Consider the following 16,788-nt stretch of genomic DNA (forward strand, 5'->3'; position numbering starts at 1 on the left):
AGAACTCCTTGACTTAAGTGAGAACAGAAGCGAGAAGGCCCACAAACACCGCGGCGGCGAGCGGGGCGACGATGGGAACCCAGGCATAAGCAAACTGGGCGCTGGACTTGCCCTTGATAGGCAGCAGGAAGGCGTAGGCCAAACGGGGGCCCAGGTCACGCGCCGGGTTGATGGCATAACCAGTGGGTGAACCGAGGGACATACCGATCGCGACGACAATGATGGCAACGCCGAAGTAGGTCATCGGGCCGAGCTCTCCGCCCGAGGGGCCAAGCGCGATAAACAGCAACAGGGCGCTGGTGGCGATGAACTCCGTTACCGCGTTCCAGGCGTTACCAGGGTGAGCGGGAATGGTGAAGAAGTTGCCGCCGAGGTTGCCGTCCCCGTGATCATCGATCGACTGCTTGAACGTCAGGTACGCCAGGACGGCGCCGATGATCGCTCCCACAAGCTGACCAGCGATGTAGAACGGCACCAAGGACCAGCTCACCCCGCCATTGATAGCCAGCATGAGCGTGACGGCTGGGTTGAGGTGTCCGCCTGAGGGATCAGCGACGGATGCGCCGATGAACACCGCGAAACCCCAGCCGAAGGCGATGAGCAGCCAACCGGACTCGCGACTTGCCGAGCTGCGCAGGCTATTAGCCAGGCAGACTCCGTTACCGAAGAGGATGAGGAGGGCTGTGCCCAGAACTTCCCATCCGAATGCAGATGCTCCTGTAATCATGTCAGTTGTCCTGACGCGTATCGACGAAACGGTGCACCGGAGTAATGCCCGCCAGCACCTGGTTGGCCTGCTCGTCGGTGGCTTCGCGCTCGGCAGCGAGCGTAGCCTTCAGGAAGCCGTCGAAGGCACTGCGCTCGCGCTGCTTATCTTCGTCGCTCCATTCCAGGTGCTCGGCCAGAACGTCGGCCACATATTCCGCCGACTCGGCACCGCGGTGCGCGTACTCCATGTTCACGCGCAGACGACGAGAGAGAACGTCGTCGATGTGGCGAGCGCCCTCGTGGGTCACCGCGTAATGCACCTCCGCCTTGAGGTAGTCCTCTGCTCCCGGGACCGGCTCGAGCAGCTCGGGGCGATCCGCGGCTGGCTCCAGAACCTCAAAGATGAGGGAACCGTAGCGATCCAAAAGGTGGGTGGTCTGTGCCTCGGACAGCTGCAGGCGACGGGCCAGCGCCGGAACCTGGTTGGCCAGTGCGTGGTAGCCGTCGGCACCCAACAGGGGAACCTGGTCGGTGACGGACTCGGGGACCTCACCAGCGATCTCATCCGCAGCGCGATCCACAGCGTCCTTACCGATCACGCGATACGTCGTGTACTTGCCGCCGGCCACGGACACCATGCCCGGCAGGACCTTGGCAACTGCGTGGTTGCGCGAGAGGTTGGAGGTCGACTCGGACTTGCCCTCCAGCAATGGGCGCAGGCCCGAGTACACCCCCACGATGTCATCGCGGGTGATCGTGCGACGCACCTTGGCGTTGACGTGATCGAGGATGTAATCGACGTCCTCGGCGGTGGGAGCCGGGTTCGCGCGGTTGCCGGTCCAGTCGGTATCCGTCGTGCCAATGATCCAGTGCTCCTTCCACGGGATCACAAACAGCACGGACTTTTCGGTAACGAAGGTCATCGCGGCATCGGCATCGATGACATCTCGCTTGACGACGATGTGCACACCCTTAGACGCGTGAACATTGAACATGCCCTCGGTGCCGGCGAGCTTTTCCATCTCGTCGTTCCACACACCGGTGGCGTTGATGACGCAATTGGCGTGTGCGGTGGTGACCTCACCGGTGTCGGTGTCCTTCAGCTCCAGACCGGTGACGCGCTCGCCGTCCTTGACAAAGCCTGTGACCTGGGTGGAGGTGCGGATCAGGGCTCCATACTGGGCGGCGGTACGCAGAACGGTGAGGGTATGACGGGCATCGTCGACAAGCGTGTCGTAGTAGCGCACGCCGCCCACCAACGCGTCTTCCTTGAGCCCCGGGGCCAGCTGCATCATCTTCTTGTGGCTGAGGTGCTTCTGGAACGGGACAGACTTCGCGCCACCCATGAGGTCATAGAGCGCGAAGCCGCTGGCCATGTACGGGCGCTCCCAGATCCGGTGGGTCAGCGGGAAGATGAACCGGAGCGGCTTTACCAGGTGCGGAGCCAGATGCGACATAGACAGCTCACGCTCGCGCAGCGACTCTGCCACCAGGGCAAAGTCCAGCATGGCCAGGTAGCGCAGTCCACCGTGGAACATCTTGGAGGAACGCGAGGAGGTTCCGCCAGCGATATCGCGTGCCTCGACCACGGCGACCTTCAAGCCGCGAGTAGCTGCGTCAAGCGCAGTACCTGCGCCGACTGAACCTCCACCGATGATGAGGAGGTCAAAATGCTGCGTCCCCAGTTCCTCCCATGCCTTGCGGGCATGATCAGGACTGAGGACGGGGGAGTGGCCTGTGTGACTCACAATCATTCCTTAACGTCGAGATGTGTTGTGAGGCACACATTAGCCCAGATGTGACCCGGGCGAAAGGGTCGAAAGTCTCCTTTACGCCTGTCCCTCGAACAGGGTGGTAACGGAGCCGTTTTCGAAGATCTCCTTGATCGTGCGTGCCAGCAGCGGAGCAATCGACAGCACGGTCAGGTTGTCCCAGCCTTCGGTCGACTGGGGCAAGGTGTTGGTGGTGATGACCTCTTCAGCGCCACACTGCGACAGGCGCTCGCGGGCCGGATCGGAGAACACACCGTGCGTACAAGCAATGACCACGTCGCCGGCACCGGCCTCCTTGAGCACGCGCACAGCACCAGCAATGGTTCCGCCGGTATCGATCATGTCGTCGAGCAGCACACAGTTCTTGCCCTTGACGTCACCAACCACACGGTTAGCGGTGACCTTGTTGGCCTCGTCCACGCTGCGGGTCTTGTGCACGAAGGCAAGCGGAGCGTCGCCCAGGATGTTGGCCCACTTCTCTGCGACCTTCACGCGGCCAGCGTCCGGGGAGACCACCACGAGGTCGTCCAGGCTGTACTTGGACTTGATGTAGTCGGTCAGAATCGGCATGGCGTGCATGTGGTCGACTGGGCCGTCGAAGAAGCCCTGGATCTGGTCGGTGTGCAGGTCCACCGAGACGATGCGGTCCGCACCGGCGGCGGTCAACAGGTCCGCAATCAGGCGGGCAGAAATCGGCTCGCGACCACGGTGCTTCTTATCCTGGCGAGCGTAGGGGTAGAACGGCAGGATCGCGGTAATGCGCTTTGCCGAACCGCGCTTGAGAGCGTCGATCATGATGAGCTGTTCCATGATCCACTTGTTCAGCGGCTGCGTGTGTGCCTGGAGAACGAAGCAGTCAGCGCCACGCACGGACTCTTCGAAACGGACGAAGATCTCGCCGTTAGCGAAGTCGCGTGCGGACATGGGGGTGAGATCGACGCCGAGCTCGCGGGCGACTTCCTCGCCGAGCTCCGGGTGAGCCCGCCCGCTAAAGAGCATCATGTTCTTGTGGCTCTCAGTCCACTGTCCAGTCATGGGTGTTAGTTCCCTTCGTTCTCGCGTGCACGTTTGGCAGCTTCAGCGGCCGGAGAACCCGGTCGCTTCTTTTCGACCCATCCTTCGATGACTCGTTGGCGTCCCTCCTTGATGGCAAGCGCACCGGCAGGGACGTCGTCGAGCACAACTGTACCGGCACCGGTGTAGGCGCCGTCACCAACGGTGACGGGAGCGACAAACATCGTGTCGGATCCGGTGCGCACGTGCGAACCAATTGTGGTGTGGTGCTTATTCACTCCGTCGTAGTTCACAAAGACGCTGGAGGCGCCGATGTTGGACTCCTCGCCCACGGTGGCATCGCCAATGTAAGTCAGGTGCGGCACCTTGGAGCCGTCGCCAATAGTGGCATTCTTGGACTCTACGAATCCGCCGAGTTTGCCACGGGCGCCCAAATGGGTGCCCGGGCGCAGGTAGGTGAACGGACCCACGCTGGCCTGTGCACCGATAGTGGAGTCATCAGCCTGAGTGCGGATCACGCTTGCGCCTTCGCCCACAGTCACATTGGTCAGGGTGGTGTCCGGGCCAATGATTGCCCCGTCCTCAATGACAGTCTCGCCCCAGAGCTGAGTGCCTGGGTAGATAGTGACGTCCTGACCGATGCGCACATCGACACCGATCCAGGTGGAGTCCGGATCGACGATAGTGGCGCCTCCGAGCATGGCGGCCTCAACGAGGCGACGGTTGAGCTGCTTGCCAGCCTCGGCAAGTTGCACGCGGTTATTCACTCCCGCCAGTTCTTCCGGGTTCGCCGTGATGTGTGCCCGGACGGGCAGGCCTTCCGAACGGGCAATGCCCAGCACGTCGGTGAGGTACAGCTCGCCCTGAGCGTTGTCGGTGTCAAGCTTGGTCAATGCTGAGCGCAAGACGTCCGCGTCGAAAGCGAACACGCCCGAGTTGACCTCGCGGATTGCGCGCTCGGCATCAGAGGCGTCCTTTTGCTCGACGATGGCAGTGACCTCGCCGGACTCATTGCGCACGATGCGCCCGTAACCGGTGGGATCCTCCAGAGTCATCGTGAGCACGGTGACCGCAGAACTGTCACTGGTGTGGGAGGCGATCAGTGCCTGCAACGTTTCGGGACGAATCAGTGGGGAGTCGCCGTTTGTCACCACGACCGTTCCCTGAAAGTCCCCCAGCGGAGCCAGTCCATGGGCGACCGCGTCACCGGTTCCGTTCTGCTGCTCCTGAACCGCAACATGAACCTGTGAGCTCAACGCTTGGGAGACCTGCTCGACCTCGGGAATGACCTGGTCGCGCTGGTGGCCAACGACGGCAACGATGTGCTCGGGCGCAGCGCCATCAGCGGCGTGTAGGGCGTGGGCGAGCATGGTGCGCCCACCGACCGAGTGCAGAGTCTTTTGTTTCGCAGACTTCATGCGTGTGCCAGCACCTGCTGCGAGAACAACAATCGCGCAGGGATTCTCGGATGTCACGAGATGGATTCTCCTCCACTTGTGGATCAATGATCTCGCACAAGCATAACGCCGCCTAGTTACGCGCGAGGGAAGCCGCACGTACGACCCCAGCAATCCCCACGAGTGCGAGAAACGCCAGCGCGACGCTCGCACCCACCTGAGCCAGCAGGGCGGAGATGAAACCAGCGACCAGGAGAAAAACTCCCATAAGGGTGTTGGCGGCCCCCGTGTACAGGGTGCGGGTATCACCCTCGGCCAGATTGACCGCGTAGGTCTTGCGCGCCACCCGGATCGCTGTGTGCGCTAGCTGAACCACAAAGAACCCGGCAGGAAGCGCCCAGGTGGCTGCCTTGTCAGGGGAGTAGTGGGCGCTAGCGATGACTGCCATGATCACCAAGCTGGAGATCCCCGCCGACCACGCCATGACAGAACTCGAGGACGCATCGGACAGCCGACCGGCGACCGGCCCGCCGATCAGCGCTGCTAAGGCCGAAGCGACGACGAAGAGCCCCAGGCTGCGCAGATCATGGCCTATTTCCTGGGATAGCACCACGATGAACGTCGTGGATAGCGCGGAGACCAACATCAGGGAGCGGACAATCACGAAGTCCCGAAACAGCTTGTCGCTGCGCAAAAGTGACCACGGGGACGTCCACGGGCGAGCCCCGCGCTGCGCTTCATCTGTGGGTTCGATAATCGCAGAGAACACCATGGCGGCCAGGACAAAGACAACCGCTCCGACACCCAGCAGAAGAGTGAGCGACCAGGTAGGCAAGGCGTCCTCGTAAAGCGTGAGGATCACACCGGCGACCAGCGCCGCTGAACCTGCAAGAGCAGTTGCTCGCCCGGTGATGCGCCCCCGAATGCGCTTGCTTACGGTGCGTCCCTGCACGTCCTTGGCGGCGATAGAACACAGGGACCGAAAACCCGCCAGCACGCTGAGCGCAGCGATGACCGAGACGGCGAGCAAAAGACCGTCGAAAAGCGCCGCCGACAACGCGATAGCCGCCGCGGAGACCGCCTGGCCTAGAGCGCCGGCTATCCATACGCGTGAGCGCAGCTTGTGGGAGGTTACCCATCCGGTCAACCACGCCTGCGGCAGCATGGAGCCCGCCTCGCGTACCGGCACCAGGAGGGCGAGGGCGGCATGGGGAGCGCCCGCTGAACTCAACAGCCAAGGCAGAATTGTCTTGGGATTAATTAGTTGATCCGCAAGGCCTTGCAGTCCTTGGGCCGCGATGAAGCGGCGGGCATTGCGCTGTTCTAACTCCGACACTTCCGACAGTGTACGGGGACATAAAAAGCTTCCCCACCAGGACTCGAACCTAGAATGACGGTACCAAAAACCGTAGTGTTGCCGATTACACCATGGGGAACTGACTCGACAGTCTATCGCATTGTGTGCCCTGGCTACTCTAAGGGGTATGGCACGACAGAGGATGAGCGGGAAAGAACGCCGAGAGCAGCTCATAAGCATCGGGCGTTCTGTCTTTGCCGAACGCGGTTTTGCCGGTGCGAGCGTGGAAGAAGTCGCAGCCCGCGCAGGGGTGTCCAAGCCGGTGGTCTATGAACACTTCGGCGGGAAGGAGGGTTTGTACGCCGTCGTCGTCGATAGGGAGATGCAAGCGCTGGAGTCCGTGATCACGGATTCGCTTGGCGACGGTCGATGGCGCGAACGCATCGAACGAGCCGTCGTCGCACTGCTGACCTATGTCGAAGAAGAAACCGACGGGTTCATCATCCTCGTGCGCGATCAGGCACCGGGGGAGTCGCGCAGCTATGCCACCTTCCTCAACATGGCGGTGGGCCAGGTCGCACACATCCTGGGCAAGGCCTTCGAACACCGCGGGTTCGCGCCGGAGTTGGCGGTTCTCTATGGTCAAGCGTTGGTCGGGGCGATCTCCATGACGTCCCAGTGGTGGCTCGACGACCGAACCATGGATAAGCACGCCGTGGCGGCCCACATTGTCAATCTGTGCTGGAACGGCCTGTCTGGAATGGAAAGTACCCCCAAGCTGCGGCGCTTTGCCGAGGAAGAGGAAAACTAGTGGCGCGTGACATGCTCGCCGGACTCCTAAGCACCATTGCCAGCGACCCTGCGATGAAGGGGCTGGTTACTCACGTCGGAAGCGATCGCCTCAACGTGACGTGCATCGACGAGGCGCGTCCCTGGGCTATCGGAGTGCTTGCGCAGCGCGCACCGCTGCTGGTGGTGACCGCAAATTCGCGCGAAGCAGAAGACCTCGTGGCACAGCTGGCACCCATGCTGGGGGAGTCGCGTGTGGCCCACTTCCCGGCCTGGGAGACGCTGCCGCACGAGCGCTTGTCGCCGGGCGCGGACGTGGTGGGCCGACGCGCCCAGGTGCTGCACAACTTCGGCGACTATTCAGTCGTGGTCACCTCTGCTCGCGGGCTGTCGCAGCCAGTCCTGGCGGAAGTCGAGGGCAGAAAACCCATCGTTCTGGCCGAAGGCGAGGAGCATGACCTGGGTGAGCTCACGCGTGAGCTAACGTTTCGGGCCTACTCGCATGTGGACATGGTGGCTAAGCGCGGCGAGTTCGCGGTGCGAGGCGGCATCCTGGACATCTTTCCCACTACGGAATCCAACCCGATGCGTGTGGAGTTCTTCGGCGACGAAATTACCGAGATCCGCCAGTTTGCAGTCGCTGACCAGCGCGCCTTCCCCGACATCGTGACTGAAGCCGTCTCAGTGTATCCGGCGCGCGAGCTGCCTATCACCGAGGCGATTGCGCACCGTGCGCGCGAACTAGCCGTCACCTATTCCGGCAATGCTGCGCTGGCCGAGCTGCTGAACAAGGTCGGCCAACAGATCCCCGCCGATGGGATGGAGGCGTTGATGCCCGTCCTCGCCGACGGGGAACTGGTGGGGTTGGATACTTTCCTTCCCACAGGCGGCCACCTCATCCTCTGCGATCCGGAAAAGATCCGACGGCGCATCGAGGATTTGCAGGCAACCGATGCTGAGTTCCTCGCGGCCGGTTGGGAAGCCGCCGCAATGGGCGCCGAAGGCCCGCTGGCAGTCGAGGGACTCGACCTGAGCCCCAGCAGCTTCCGCTCCTTTGAGTCCTTCGAGGTGGCCAAACGCCCCGTGTGGAGCCTGGCCGCCCCCGGCATGCTCGGCGAAGATGCGCTGCCGCTGGAATATGAGGCCGGGCCCGCCCCGCGTGGTGATCTCAAGGCCATCGGGGTGATGATGAACACCCTGAAAATGCACATCGCGGATGGCGGAAAGGCCGCCTACATCGCGCCCACGTCCGCTGCCATCAAACGGATGACGGAGCGGTTCCGTGAGGCCGGAATTCCCGCGCACGTCGCGAGCCCCGGGTGGGAGCCCAGCCCCGGCGAGATGACGCTGTATCAGGCGCTCAGCCACGCTGGGGTGGCCATGCCGCGCCTGCCGCTGGTGGTGGTCACCGAGACTGCCTTGACCGGCAACAGGGTGGGAGACATCGCTGGCGCTAAACGACGCCCCGCCAAGCGGCGCACCAAAGTCGACCCACTCGCACTCAAGACCGGGGACTTTGTGGTGCACGAGACTCACGGCATCGGCAAGTTCATCAAGATGGCCGAACGCACCATCCACGCCGGCGATGAAACCTCGCGCCGGGAATACGTTGTGCTGGAATACGCGGCGTCGAAACGCGGGCAGCCGGCCGACCAGCTCTGGGTCCCCATGGAGTCCCTGGACCTGCTGAGCAAGTACACAGGCGGCGAGTCCCCGACCCTATCCAAGATGGGTGGCTCTGACTGGAAGAACACCAAGAAGAAGGCTCGCGCGGCCGTACGCGAGATTGCCGGCGAGCTGGTCGAGCTCTACGCCAAGCGCCAGTCCGCCCCAGGCCACGCCTTCGCCCCGGATTCACCGTGGCAGCACGAGATGGAAGAGAACTTCCCTTTCGTCGAGACCGAAGATCAGATGAACGCCATCGAGGCCGTTAAGGCCGACATGGAGGCCAACGTTCCCATGGACCGGGTGATCGTCGGCGATGTGGGATACGGCAAGACCGAGGTGGCTGTGCGCGCGGCGTTCAAGGCCGTGCAGGACGGAACGCAGGTGGCCGTCCTCGTGCCGACCACCCTGCTCGCCCAGCAGCACTTTAAGACCTTCAGTCAGCGCATGGACGGCTTCGGCGTTGAGATTCGTGAGCTGTCACGATTCACCTCCGCTTCTGAGTCCAAGGCCATTCTCTCTGGGCTTGCCGACGGCTCCGTGGACATCGTGGTGGGCACACACCGCCTCTTGCAGACCGGTGTGGCCTGGAAAAACCTCGGGCTGATCATCGTCGACGAGGAACAACGCTTCGGCGTTGAGCACAAGGAACACATCAAGGCGCTCAAGGCGGCCGTCGACGTGCTCACCATGTCTGCGACCCCGATCCCGCGAACCCTGGAGATGTCCATGTCCGGGATTCGGGAGATGACCACCATGCTCACACCTCCCGAGGATCGCCACCCCGTGCTCACCTACGTGGGAGCCTATGAGGAAAAGCAGGTAGCCGCCGCGATCCGGCGTGAGCTGCTGCGCGACGGTCAGGTCTTCTACGTGCACAACAAGGTCGCCGACATCGATAAGATTGCCCGGAATCTGCGCGCCCTCGTGCCAGAGGCTCGCGTTGTTGTTGCCCACGGGCAGATGGGCGAGGAGCAACTCGAGCGCACCGTGCAAGGATTCTGGGATCGCGAATACGACGTTCTGGTGTGCACCACCATCGTCGAGACCGGCCTGGACATCGCCAACGCCAACACCCTCATCGTCGATAGCGCTCACCACATGGGACTCAGCCAGCTACACCAGCTGCGCGGGCGCGTGGGCCGTTCTCGGGAACGTGGGTACGCCTACTTCCTGTACCCCAAGGGAGTCACCCTCACTGAGAACTCCTATGACCGCTTGGCCACTATCGCCCAAAACAACGACCTGGGTGCAGGCATGGCCGTGGCGATGAAAGACCTAGAAATGCGCGGCGCCGGCAACGTGCTGGGTGCTCAGCAGTCCGGACACATTGCCGGAGTCGGCTTCGACCTGTACGTGCGGCTGGTCGGGGAAGCCGTGGAAACCTACAAAGCATTGGCCAAGGGCGAGACCCCCGTAGTCACCGACTCCGCGCCCAAGGAAATCCGCATCGACTTGCCTGTCGACGCCCACATTCCCGAGTCCTACATCAACTCCGAACGCCTGCGCCTGGAGATCTACCGCAAGATCGCCTCTGCCTCGGCTGAAAAGGATCTGCAAGCGGTCGTCGAGGAGATGACCGACCGCTACGGCCCCGTGCCCGAACCCGTACAACGCCTGCTTTCCGTCGCCCGGCTCCGCTTCGTCGCCAGGGCCGCCGGTGTGGGAAACATCCAAGTACAAGGCACCCGCATCAAGCTCAACCCCGTTGAGCTACCCGATTCCAAGCAAGTCCGCCTCAAACGACTCGCGCCCGGTGCCACATACCGTGCCGCTGCACAAGCCGTCAACGTGCCGTTCCCACGCGAGGGGCGAGGCGCGGGAGCTCCCACGCTTCGCGACGACGCTCTGCTCCAATGGATTGCCAACTTCCTCGCTGATCTCTTCGACGTCGACCGCGTAACCATTTCCCCAGAGCACGCCTCGGAACAGGTATTCTCGGTGCGCGAAAAACCCCGACGAAAGGAAACACGACGACGATGAACATCGTGACCAAACTTGTGCAGACCATCTCCCGTACCCTCAACGACCCCAAGAACGCTGAGCGTGCCAGCGGAGCCGTCGACAAGATCGGCGACGAAGCCAAAAAGCGGCTCGGACCCGACCGCGCCGAGCAGGTGGACAAGGTTACCGGGGCCGTCAAGGATCAGCTGAACAAGCGTCGCTAGATCTAGCTGGGGCTGTGGAAAAGATCTCCGGGGGAGACAAATCCACAGCCCCTTCCTCGTTGGGTGGGGTGGTGGCTTTTTAGCGTGAGTGGCCATGAACCCTATCGACGCGCTGAAAGCACTAGCGAGCGGAGGCATCGAGCTCCTCGAGGCCATCGCCGACGCCCAGCTCAGCCGTGTCGACCTGGTGGCACTAGGCCAGCCCTCGTCGATAGCGGGGAAGTGGCTAGCGCTCACCGACATCTACGTGGGCAAGACACGAGCGATCAAAAAGCAGCGCGCCTGCCGTGAAGCCGCCCGCTCGGCAGGCATGTCGATTGCTGGATTGATGGTGGTCGAAAGGAACGTCGGAAAGCTTCTCGACGGAGACACGTGGGCACTCAGACAAGAGCTATGCAGCCTCACGGGCACCGTCGATGACATCGCGCGGGAAGCCGCAGATATCGTGCGGCGGCGGAATGAACAGGTCCCGAATGCCGACGAACACACCCGCAAGAAGCGGGCACTCAAAGGCGGCAAGAACACTGATGCGTCGGGCTTGCGCCACATCACGATCTCGTTGCCCGAGCGCACCATGGCTAACATCCACGCGAACCTGTTAGCCACCGCTCAGAAACTGCGCAAAGCTAGTCCGACTCTGACATACGAACAAGCTATGGCCGATGCGTTCGTCCACCACATGTCGAGTACCCCGACGAACGGCGAGCGCCCCGTGACACCGCTCGTTGTGATCTCGCTAGGCGAATGGGCGAAACTGCATAACCATGCCGGCAGTGAGTCCTACTTTGCGCTCAGCGATGGCACCATGATGACCGGCGCTCAGCTGGTCAAGCAGTTGATGGCGGATCATCACTTGGTAGGAATCTGGGATCCCGTCGATGGGCCCGTCAACCTCTACCGCTCTCGACGACTGGCAAACGACAAGCAGAGGACTCTCCTTCGTGGCTCGTCGATACTCTGCGACTGGCCTGGGTGCACAACTCCCGCCGATGAATGCCAACCACACCACCTCACCGCATATTCGCAGGGTGGGGAAACGAACTTAAACAACCTAGTGATGTTGTGCCCGACGCATAATGGTCGCAACGACGACAACCCGCAGGCCCCGCCCAGACATGGGCGAATGGTTAAAGGTGACGCCGGTGCCATCGTCCACATTCCACCCGATGGCCGACCCCCGGAAATTAACCGCCACCCTATCCGCAGGATGACTGCACGCGCCTTGGCTCTAGACTCCTAGGCCATGACCGTCCTTCTACTTGACCCCCGTTGGCCGACGATGATCCCGTTGGAGGCCATCGGGTGTTTGCCGACGCCTGTAGATTTCGCTGTCGATGTCCCGGTATCTGTGCGGTGGAAACTCATCGACGTCATCGATGGTGTCGATGACGGGGTGGGGACCTTGGTGACCTTTGACGAATCGGACGCATCGACCGGACGAAAGGTATTCCGTGCGCCGAGCCTTTCCGACCCTATCGGTGAAGCCCGTCAGATCATGGCTAGAGCTCGGTCGATAGGCGAATGGGAGGCAGCCCAAACGCATCGCTCACTCCTTCCGTTCCTGCAAGAAGAAACACAGGAATTCGCAGAGGCTATCGACCGGGGCGAAAGCGCGGAGGTCGTCCGCAAGGAACTCGGAGACCTTCTCCTCCAAATCCTGTTCCACGCCGAAATCGCCGAGGATTTCGACTTCGACGATGTGGCTCAAAGCTTCGTCGACAAGATGCATTCGCGGGCCCCGTATCTTTTCGACGGAACTTCCGAAGTGGTAGACACGTTCACTCAAGAGAAATTGTGGGCTAAGGGCAAACGTGCCGAAGGAGTGGTCTCTGAGCATGAATAAGGGGGCAGCGCGCTGGCTAGGGTGCGGATGCGGGGGAGTGCTCCTGATGATGATTTTGGTGATCGCTTTCGTCGCGTGGGCGATCGCCACCTCGGACGGTTCGTCGCCGGTCAAGACTCGTCAGCCTGTTCCTGACAACGTTCCGCCCGCTGCAGGTGAGCCAGTGCCGCCTATCGACGTGCATACAGCCGGTCGAACCTCCGACAAACTTGGATTCTGGGCTGAGCCTATCGCCGCGTCGACAGGGATTCCAGAGCCCGCACTCCGCGCCTACGGCAACGCCGCCCTGATCGCCCAGGACGCCTGGCCGCAATGTCATCTCGCCTGGACTACGTTGGCCGGAATTGGCCAGGTCGAGACTCGTCATGGCACCTACACGGGCAAGCTTTTCGATTCGGCGCATATCGACGAGAATGGCGTCGTAACGCCTCCAATCATCGGTATCGCTCTCGACGGCTCGTCCGGAGTGGCGGAGATCCCCGACACTGACCACGGGCAGTTTGATAACGATCCGCAGTTCGACCGAGCAGTTGGCCCGATGCAGTTCATTCCTGATTCGTGGCATCGTTATGGCTTGGACGCGAGCGGTGATGGGTTTGCAGATCCTCACCAAATCGATGACGCGGCCCTCGGGGCGGCCAAGCATTTGTGTGAGAATAATCGCGATTTGTCCACTCCGGAGGGGTGGACGCAGGGTGTGCTCTCTTATAACAGGTCGCAGCAGTATCTGATTGATGTTCGTGACGCGGCGGCTTCTTACGCTTTGGGGCAGCCCGCGTAAGATGGGCAGAGTCAAACCCGTTTCCTAAAGCATGGGAGGGCCGCACCTGTGGCTGACATCATTCACGTTTTCGCTCGCGAGATTCTGGATTCCCGCGGTAACCCCACCGTTGAGGCGGAGGTTTTCCTCGATGATGGTGCCCGTGGCGTTGCTGGAGTTCCGTCGGGCGCATCGACGGGTGTCCATGAGGCACACGAGCTTCGCGACGGTGGAGACCGCTACCTGGGCAAGGGCGTCACCAAGGCCGTTGAGAACGTGAACGAAGAGATCGCTGATGAGCTTGCCGGCTTCGAGGCCGACGATCAGCGTCTGATCGACCAGGCTCTCATCGAGCTGGATGGCACGGAGAACAAGTCTCGTCTCGGCGCCAACGCCATCCTCGGCGTGTCTATGGCTGCCGCCAAGGCTGCTGCCGAGTCTGCTGAGCTGCCGCTGTACCGCTACGTGGGCGGACCGAACGCGCACGTCCTGCCGGTTCCGATGATGAACATCGTGAACGGCGGTGCTCACGCTGACTCCGGCGTCGACGTCCAGGAGTTCATGATCGCCCCGATCGGTTTTGATTCCTTCGCTGAGGCCCTGCGCGCTGGCGCTCAGGTTTACCACCAGCTCAAGAAGGTCATTAAGGACAAGGGCCTTTCGACGGGGCTTGGCGACGAGGGCGGATTCGCCCCGTCCGTCGATAGCACCAAGGCTGCCCTCGACCTGATCATCGAGGCCATCAAGGCTGCTGGTTTCGAGCCGGGCAAGGATATCGCTTTGGCTCTCGACGTCGCTTCCTCCGAGTTCTTCGAGAACGGCGTGTACAACTTCGAGGGCGGCCAGCACTCTGCTGAGGAGATGATCGCTGTCTACTCGAAGCTGATCGAGGAGTACCCGATCGTCTCCATCGAGGATCCGCTGCAGGAGGACGACTGGGAGGGCTACACCAAGCTCACCGCCGAGATCGGTGACAAGGTGCAGATCGTGGGCGACGACTTCTTCGTCACCAACCCGAAGCGTCTCGCCGAGGGCATCGAGAAGAAGGCTGCCAACGCACTGCTGGTCAAGGTCAACCAGATCGGTACCCTGACCGAGACCTTCGATGCGGTCGACCTCGCGCACCGCAACGGCTACCGCACGATGATGTCTCACCGCTCCGGCGAGACCGAGGACACCACGATCGCCGACCTGGCTGTCGCTCTGAACTGCGGTCAGATCAAGACGGGTGCTCCGGCTCGCTCCGAGCGCGTGGCCAAGTACAACCAGCTGCTGCGCATCGAGCAGGAGCTGGGCGACGCCGCCGTGTACGCGGGGCGTTCCGCTTTCCCGCGTTTTAAGGCCTAATGGCAAGAACACGGGTTCCTGTGTCGGCGCGTTCTAGCGCGCCGGCCCGATCGACGCGTCGAAAGGGGATGCCGCAACTCGGCATGGCCTCCTGGGCCGTCATCGGCCTGGTGGTGATCCTCATCCTGTTGACGATTCTCGTCCCGGTGAAGAACTACTTCCAAGGCCGTGCGGAGATTGCCCGGCTGGAGGAGTCGATCGTCGCGAAGCAGGCGGAGAAAGACCGTTTGCAGAGTGAGCTCGATAAGTACCGGGACGACTCGTATATCGAGCAGGAGGCGCGTCGCCGCTTCGGCGTCGTGGAGTCAGGTGAGACGGCGTGGCGGATCATCGATCCGCGGTTGCAGCCGGAGTCCCAGGCGACTACGTCGTCGCAGGACGCTTCGGTCCAGCCGAAGTGGTTTGAGGTGCTGTGGGATTCGGTCGCCACGCAGCCCTCACCGGCAGCGGAGATGCACCTGCCGGTACAGTAATCGGCATGAGTGTCGATTCAGCGGATCTTCAGATCGTCGAGAAGCAATTGGGGAGGGCGCCGCGGGGCGTTCTCTCCATTGCTTACCGCACTCCCGATGGGGCTCCCGCAGTGGTTAAGACGGCGCCGCGGCTTGACGACGGCACCCCTTTCCCCACCCTCTACTACCTCACCGACCCGCGCTTGACGGCTGAGGCTTCTCGTCTCGAGGTGGGGCAGGTTATGAAGTGGATGGAGTCGCGCCTCGCCGAGGATGAGGCCTTGCGCGAGGACTATCGACGCGCCCATGAGCACTTCCTCGCCGAGCGCAACGCTATCGAAGACCTGGGCACGGATTTCTCGGGTGGCGGTATGCCCGATCGTGTCAAGTGCCTGCATGTGCTTATCGCCTATGCCTTGGCCGAGGGGCCGGAGCGCGTTCGCTTGGGCACCGAGGCAGTTGCGATGGCTGCGGATCACGGCAAGTTGCGGGGGACGGCGATTCCGCAGGATTGGCCGTCGATAGGGGATTTGGGTATCGACCTCGAGGAGTTTGACGAGCTATGACCCGCGTTGCCGCACTCGACTGTGGTACGAACTCTCTTCGCCTCCTGATCTCTGACGATGGCCGCGAAGTCACCCGGCTCAACGAGATCGTTCGTTTGGGCGAGGGCGTTGATGCTACCGGGCGACTCGATGGTGCAGCCCTGGCTCGAACACGCGCCTGCCTGGAGCGTTACACCGAGATTATGGATTTCGAGGGCGTGTCCAAGGTTCGCATGGTCGCGACGTCTGCCACGCGCGATGCCGAGAATCGCGAGGATTTCTTCGCGATGACCGAACAGCTGCTGGGCGTGCGCGCCGAGGTCATCTCCGGTGAGGAGGAGGCTGCACTGTCGTTTGCAGGTGCGGTTTCGGATCTCGACGCTTCGATGGGGCCGGTGTGTGTCATCGATCTCGGCGGAGGTTCCACGGAGTTCATCGTCGGCGAGGTCGATGGGACGATCTACGGATCCCACTCCGCACAGATGGGGTGCGTGCGCCTGACCGAACGGATCATGCGCTCAGACCCACCGACCGCTACCGAAGTGGAAATCGCTCGCGATTATGTCGCCGAGCGCATGGCGGAGGTGGAGCGCATCGTCCCCGTCGAAAGGGCAAAGACCTTCGTCGGCGTCGCCGGCACCTTTACCACTCTCTCCGCACTCGCCCAGGGATTGGAACGCTACGACCGCGCTGAGATTCACGGGTCGCATCTGCGTTTCGACGCGCTTCGCCTTTCGACGAGCCATCTCATCAATTCCTCTTCGACCGTGCGCGCCTCGAACCCGGTGGTTCACCCCGGTCGAGCGGATGTAATTGCGGGCGGCGCAGTAGTGGTCGAGGGCATCATGGACATGGCCGAGCGGGTTGGAAAAGCCGATTCCTTTGTCATTTCGGAGATGGACATCCTAGACGGTATTGTTCAATCGTTGGCCTAAGCAGCCGATAGCCCCTATAGCCCAATCGGCAGAGGCAGTCGACTTAAAATCGATTCAGTGTGGGTTCGAGTCCCACTGGGGGCACGCAGGGATCCC

General features: G+C 62.1%; 15 protein-coding genes and 1 tRNA gene. 11 read left to right on the top strand and 5 right to left on the bottom strand.

Features of this window, described 5'->3' with window-relative positions; genetic code table 11:
- Nucleotides 1-13: 13 nt before the first annotated feature.
- The 5 genes from FHE74_RS00545 to FHE74_RS00565 all read right to left on the bottom strand — a co-directional run bounded on the left by FHE74_RS00545 (nt 14) and on the right by FHE74_RS00565 (nt 6,227).
- On the bottom strand, nt 14-724 hold the full coding sequence (locus FHE74_RS00545) for an MIP/aquaporin family protein (protein ID WP_139464576.1): 711 nt from the start codon (nt 722-724) through the stop codon (nt 14-16).
- 4 nt (nt 725-728) lie between these two features.
- On the bottom strand, nt 729-2,462 hold the full coding sequence (locus FHE74_RS00550) for a glycerol-3-phosphate dehydrogenase/oxidase (RefSeq protein WP_139464472.1): 1,734 nt from the start codon (nt 2,460-2,462) through the stop codon (nt 729-731).
- 75 nt (nt 2,463-2,537) lie between these two features.
- A complete protein-coding gene (locus tag FHE74_RS00555) occupies nt 2,538-3,515 on the bottom strand; it encodes a ribose-phosphate diphosphokinase (RefSeq protein WP_139464473.1) in 978 nt (325 codons plus the stop codon).
- A gap of 5 nt (nt 3,516-3,520) precedes the next feature.
- Complete coding sequence (glmU, locus tag FHE74_RS00560) at nt 3,521-4,969, bottom strand: bifunctional UDP-N-acetylglucosamine diphosphorylase/glucosamine-1-phosphate N-acetyltransferase GlmU (RefSeq protein WP_139464474.1); 1,449 nt, start codon at nt 4,967-4,969, stop codon at nt 3,521-3,523.
- Between the two features lie 55 nt (nt 4,970-5,024).
- On the bottom strand, nt 5,025-6,227 hold the full coding sequence (locus tag FHE74_RS00565; protein ID WP_246049073.1) for an MFS transporter: 1,203 nt from the start codon (nt 6,225-6,227) through the stop codon (nt 5,025-5,027).
- Between the two features lie 148 nt (nt 6,228-6,375).
- Between FHE74_RS00565 and FHE74_RS00570 the strand changes: the two genes are divergently transcribed.
- From FHE74_RS00570 to FHE74_RS00620, 11 genes are all read left to right on the top strand, one after another.
- Nucleotides 6,376-6,999, top strand: a complete 624-nt coding sequence (locus tag FHE74_RS00570; protein ID WP_139464475.1) for a TetR/AcrR family transcriptional regulator — start codon at nt 6,376-6,378, stop codon at nt 6,997-6,999.
- 11 nt (nt 7,000-7,010) lie between these two features.
- Nucleotides 7,011-10,625, top strand: coding sequence for a transcription-repair coupling factor (gene mfd / locus FHE74_RS00575; RefSeq protein WP_139464578.1), 3,615 nt, complete (start codon nt 7,011-7,013; stop codon nt 10,623-10,625).
- The gene (locus FHE74_RS00580) at nt 10,622-10,810 is read left to right on the top strand and encodes an antitoxin (protein ID WP_139464476.1); all 189 of its coding nucleotides are present in this window, start codon (nt 10,622-10,624) and stop codon (nt 10,808-10,810) included. Before mfd ends, FHE74_RS00580 begins: the two co-directional genes overlap by 4 nt.
- Nucleotides 10,811-10,904: 94 nt before the next feature.
- Complete coding sequence (locus tag FHE74_RS00585) at nt 10,905-12,050, top strand: HNH endonuclease signature motif containing protein (RefSeq protein WP_139464477.1); 1,146 nt, start codon at nt 10,905-10,907, stop codon at nt 12,048-12,050.
- Nucleotides 12,051-12,053: 3 nt separating this feature from the next.
- On the top strand, nt 12,054-12,653 hold the full coding sequence (locus FHE74_RS00590) for a MazG nucleotide pyrophosphohydrolase domain-containing protein (RefSeq protein WP_139464478.1): 600 nt from the start codon (nt 12,054-12,056) through the stop codon (nt 12,651-12,653).
- On the top strand, nt 12,646-13,434 hold the full coding sequence (locus FHE74_RS00595; protein ID WP_139464479.1) for a lytic transglycosylase domain-containing protein: 789 nt from the start codon (nt 12,646-12,648) through the stop codon (nt 13,432-13,434). The genes FHE74_RS00590 and FHE74_RS00595 overlap by 8 nt, the downstream gene beginning before the upstream one ends.
- Nucleotides 13,435-13,482: 48 nt before the next feature.
- A complete protein-coding gene (gene eno / locus FHE74_RS00600) occupies nt 13,483-14,760 on the top strand; it encodes a phosphopyruvate hydratase (RefSeq protein ID WP_139464480.1) in 1,278 nt (425 codons plus the stop codon).
- Between the two features lie 68 nt (nt 14,761-14,828).
- Nucleotides 14,829-15,233, top strand: a complete 405-nt coding sequence (locus tag FHE74_RS00605; RefSeq protein WP_246049075.1) for a septum formation initiator family protein — start codon at nt 14,829-14,831, stop codon at nt 15,231-15,233.
- Between the two features lie 5 nt (nt 15,234-15,238).
- Nucleotides 15,239-15,778, top strand: coding sequence for a DUF501 domain-containing protein (locus tag FHE74_RS00610; RefSeq protein ID WP_139464482.1), 540 nt, complete (start codon nt 15,239-15,241; stop codon nt 15,776-15,778).
- Nucleotides 15,775-16,692 (top strand): Ppx/GppA phosphatase family protein, encoded by a 918-nt coding sequence (locus FHE74_RS00615; protein WP_139464483.1) that lies wholly within the window; start codon nt 15,775-15,777, stop codon nt 16,690-16,692. The genes FHE74_RS00610 and FHE74_RS00615 overlap by 4 nt, the downstream gene beginning before the upstream one ends.
- Before the next feature lie 10 nt (nt 16,693-16,702).
- Nucleotides 16,703-16,776 (top strand) — tRNA-Leu (locus FHE74_RS00620).
- Nucleotides 16,777-16,788 lie beyond the last annotated feature (12 nt).

It is taken from the genome of Corynebacterium tapiri (genome assembly GCF_006334925.1).
GTDB classification, from domain to species: domain Bacteria; phylum Actinomycetota; class Actinomycetes; order Mycobacteriales; family Mycobacteriaceae; genus Corynebacterium; species Corynebacterium tapiri.

What these genes read in the sequence shown, in the direction of transcription:
- FHE74_RS00550 (WP_139464472.1), bottom strand. Translation starts at nt 2,462, where the DNA reads ATGATTGTGAGTCACACAGGCCACTCCCCCGTCCTCAGTCCTGATCAT.
- FHE74_RS00555 (WP_139464473.1), bottom strand. Translation starts at nt 3,515, where the DNA reads ATGACTGGACAGTGGACTGAGAGCCACAAGAACATGATGCTCTTTAGC.
- FHE74_RS00570 (WP_139464475.1), top strand. Translation starts at nt 6,376, where the DNA reads ATGGCACGACAGAGGATGAGCGGGAAAGAACGCCGAGAGCAGCTCATA.
- mfd (WP_139464578.1), top strand. Translation starts at nt 7,011, where the DNA reads ATGCTCGCCGGACTCCTAAGCACCATTGCCAGCGACCCTGCGATGAAG.
- FHE74_RS00580 (WP_139464476.1), top strand. Translation starts at nt 10,622, where the DNA reads ATGAACATCGTGACCAAACTTGTGCAGACCATCTCCCGTACCCTCAAC.
- FHE74_RS00585 (WP_139464477.1), top strand. Translation starts at nt 10,905, where the DNA reads ATGAACCCTATCGACGCGCTGAAAGCACTAGCGAGCGGAGGCATCGAG.
- FHE74_RS00590 (WP_139464478.1), top strand. Translation starts at nt 12,054, where the DNA reads ATGACCGTCCTTCTACTTGACCCCCGTTGGCCGACGATGATCCCGTTG.
- FHE74_RS00595 (WP_139464479.1), top strand. Translation starts at nt 12,646, where the DNA reads ATGAATAAGGGGGCAGCGCGCTGGCTAGGGTGCGGATGCGGGGGAGTG.
- FHE74_RS00605 (WP_246049075.1), top strand. Translation starts at nt 14,829, where the DNA reads ATGCCGCAACTCGGCATGGCCTCCTGGGCCGTCATCGGCCTGGTGGTG.
- FHE74_RS00610 (WP_139464482.1), top strand. Translation starts at nt 15,239, where the DNA reads ATGAGTGTCGATTCAGCGGATCTTCAGATCGTCGAGAAGCAATTGGGG.
- FHE74_RS00615 (WP_139464483.1), top strand. Translation starts at nt 15,775, where the DNA reads ATGACCCGCGTTGCCGCACTCGACTGTGGTACGAACTCTCTTCGCCTC.